5 protein-coding genes and 1 pseudogene are annotated in these 3,155 nt (G+C 44.0%); all 6 read left to right on the plus strand.

Annotated elements, in window-relative coordinates; genetic code table 11:
• Window positions 1-351, plus strand: a 351-nt coding sequence (locus H6G97_RS48605) for a transposase (protein WP_190941080.1), incomplete at its 5' end; no start/stop codon positions are given.
• A gap of 28 nt (window positions 352-379) precedes the next feature.
• Window positions 380-556: pseudogene (locus tag H6G97_RS54375) on the plus strand (HNH endonuclease); the annotation flags it as partial.
• A 356-nt stretch (window positions 557-912) separates the two neighbouring features.
• Complete coding sequence (locus H6G97_RS48610) at window positions 913-1,356, plus strand: hypothetical protein (protein WP_190947455.1); 444 nt, start codon at window positions 913-915, stop codon at window positions 1,354-1,356.
• A 12-nt stretch (window positions 1,357-1,368) separates the two neighbouring features.
• Window positions 1,369-2,085 (plus strand): hypothetical protein, encoded by a 717-nt coding sequence (locus tag H6G97_RS48615; RefSeq protein WP_190947456.1) that lies wholly within the window; start codon window positions 1,369-1,371, stop codon window positions 2,083-2,085.
• A gap of 25 nt (window positions 2,086-2,110) precedes the next feature.
• A complete protein-coding gene (locus H6G97_RS48620; protein WP_242056144.1) occupies window positions 2,111-2,611 on the plus strand; it encodes a hypothetical protein in 501 nt (166 codons plus the stop codon).
• Between the two features lie 40 nt (window positions 2,612-2,651).
• On the plus strand, window positions 2,652-3,026 hold the full coding sequence (locus H6G97_RS48625) for a hypothetical protein (RefSeq protein ID WP_190947457.1): 375 nt from the start codon (window positions 2,652-2,654) through the stop codon (window positions 3,024-3,026).
• Window positions 3,027-3,155 lie beyond the last annotated feature (129 nt).

Consider the following 3,155-nt stretch of genomic DNA (forward strand, 5'->3'; position numbering starts at 1 on the left):
ACCTCAGCCAGTCTTCCAGAACGAGAAGGAGCGAAAAAAGTTCTCAACCGAGTTCACAATACAGGCAGTCAGGTAAAACGTTTAAATCTTATTTGGATGGACGGCGGATACCGTGGTGAAGAATTTATGCGTTGGGTGATGGATATGTTTCGCTGGATTGTGGAAATTGTGCTTCGACCATTGGAAAAGAAAGGTTTTGTCCATTTACCAAAGCGCTGGGTTGTTGAGCGAACTTTTGGTTGGCTTAACTGGTGTCGACGTTTAAGTAAAGATTATGAACGACTACCAGAAACCTCTGAGACTTTTATTTACATTGCGATGATCCGGATTATGGTCAGGCGACTGGCATAATTTTTAACTCGCTTCGACTTTTAAAACATCCTCTAAGGCGCTCAAGCGTCAAGACCATACTTGTGGATATTGCGGACTAAAACTGCTTAGTGATGAGAGAGTACACCTACACCACGTAGATGGAAATCACAACAACTGGAAGACTAAAAACCTTCTAGCGGCACACGAAAGCTGCCACGATTATCACCACATGGGCAAAAGATAAGGGAAAGTATTTCGAGTATCCCCTAGCGCGAAAACCCGTTAACCAGTTAAGAAAGTAAAAACCAAAAGCGGCTTTACTTTCTGGGATAGGCAAAAATACAGGAATACTTACCTTGTCTAAGAATATCGGGAGCCGAGTACACGGAAACGGGTACGCTCGGTTCTAACTGAGAGGTGCGGGGCATAATAGCCCCCATCGACTCAACCAAAACCAAGTGCAGAGGGAGGTTTTTGAACTTGTTGAGTTTTGTGAAAACTGACTCTGGTGCGATTGCACCGACGACCAATCATTGCAATCGCCCCACTCTGAGATGTATCTCTCGCCGCAAAAACGAAAGTACAAAAGGATTCTAACAAATGACACTTGACTACAGAAATCCCAACGATTGGGGCAAATCACCGCTAACTGACCGCGCTTTGAGATTAGAGCAATTCAAAGTGGAAAATCCTGAACAGTGGGCAGTAATGATTTCGGCAGATATTGAGGCACTCTCCACACCAATATTCGAGAGTGAAGATTACCCACCCTTCACTGGAACCGAATTTTTAGCAACTCATGAAACCATTGATGATCATCCATACTCTGCTGCATTTGGTCAATTCTTGGGTAACGGTATTGACCCTGACATTGCAAATATCTTGGCGTTTGGTTCTAACCGATTTGATTTAATCTCTGATGATTTTGACGACCCCGTAAGGCAACTGGCAACGAGAATTTATAGCCGATTTGAAGAGATGGGTTACTGGAATGAAGTGCCTGACTCTGATGGTGATATCGACTACGACTTAATACCTTATTAGGAGAATAGCGCAATGGACTTTGCAATACGTAATCCGGTAGTTGGTCATGCAAGCCATATTGACGAGAAAGCGCAAGCATGGGGAGGGTTTGAGTCTGATATATTGGGCTATCTTTCAGATATAAATAAACTCGAACAGTTCGCAGATTACGCCAACAATGCCCAAGAATTATCTGACAGACTAGAGCCTTTCTTAGACAACGCCAAGGTCGTCTTTGAGGCAATGGAGAAGTTAACAAAAGGTCAGGTAACTTGGACAGAGCTTCGTAAACAATACGGCTCTCACGTTGCGGGTGCTATCGCCAAAATTCGTAAACTTAACTCCGAGTTTGATTCAGAGATGGGCAAAATAGATGCCCAAGATAGAGCCGACTTGTTGCGAATTGACCAAAAGCGTAAACACGCCTTAACCGAAGTTGCAGCCCAATTACACCATGATTTGCAAGCAGAATTGTGGAGGCATGAAAATAAAATCAGCAGCATAGAAAATAAGCAAACTGTGCAAGCTGAAAGGCAAGCAATTACTACGGGATTAAGAGAGAAACGACAACAACTTTTAGCCCGCGCAAGGTTTGGCTCACGGGCATTAGAACCCAATCAAGCACCCCAAGAAGTGATACCAATTCAACACACTAGTTCTGCACCAGCATCAAGTGTTTCTGCAACAGGAACAGTTCGCAGTTGGGGTGCAATGTTGGGTAACTTGTGGCAGAAGTTAGGCGACCGATAATTATTAGTTGAAAGGACACAGGCTGATGCTAGTAAGGAAACGAAATGAAGATCCTCATAGCGTCAGCCCTTTTTCATTTGAAGGGCTGGCACAGACTCCACAACAACAGAAAATTGAGCAACCATCACAACCGCAACCATTACCAGAAAATAACAGAGGTAGAACATTTAGACGTGCTGGTAATGCTTGTGAGATTGTCGCTGACAGTTGCTTGAATAGTGCAGTTATTTTCACTTTTCACCTATTGCAAGTTCACCCAGTTGGAATGTTTCTTGCTGTGGGTACTGCACACTTGTATTTTACTGCCACTGCAACAGGTGAAGGGTTTAATAATTTCGTTACTAATTTAATGACTGGTTGCAGTGCATCGTTAGCGTTATTATGTGCGCTTTCTGACCCGTTGGGTGAATGGAATGAAGCTCGGACTTCCACACAAACAGCTAATACTTCAATTGAGTCGGTTTATAAGCCAAAACTGCTGAATCTTCAAGTTGGATGGATGGTGCAGGAGTGGGCATATTTCTAGCGATATTAATGCTTTTTCTATTTGGTGGTAAAAGAGGTAAATGAATTATCTATCTGAGAAACATAAAACTTTATCCGAGTCGCAACAATCGGGTTTAATGCTGTGGTTTGGTCAATTGCCGATGGACAAGAAAGCCGTGGCAATTGGGCTGAGTCTGACTGTGGGAATTAGCTCGGCTGCGATGGCTTGGAAAGGGGAATCAAGCGACCGCATTTATTTCTGCGTTCGGACTCCCCAGAAAAAATTGGTATGTCAGGACAAGAATAACAGACCATTTCGCATGACCCCCTTTTATTGGTCACAGTGGCAGTTAGAAGGAATGCCGCGCCAAGTAGTGCGTGACCCAGCTATGGGCGTTAATGGACTGGTGAAAGCAACCAACCCATATAAGCCGTTTTGGGGTGCGATTCGTTAGTCAGAAACTAGTACCCGTATGGGTCTAGGGGATTGACTGCTAGGTTCAAGCCTAGACAACTGATTAATAATGTAGGTGTAAATCCTACCCCTCAAGTGCTGAGGTGAAAGCCCTTTCCCTACGGTAGCG

The sequence above is a fragment of the Nostoc flagelliforme FACHB-838 genome, from assembly GCF_014698065.1.
GTDB lineage: Bacteria > Cyanobacteriota > Cyanobacteriia > Cyanobacteriales > Nostocaceae > Nostoc > Nostoc flagelliforme_B.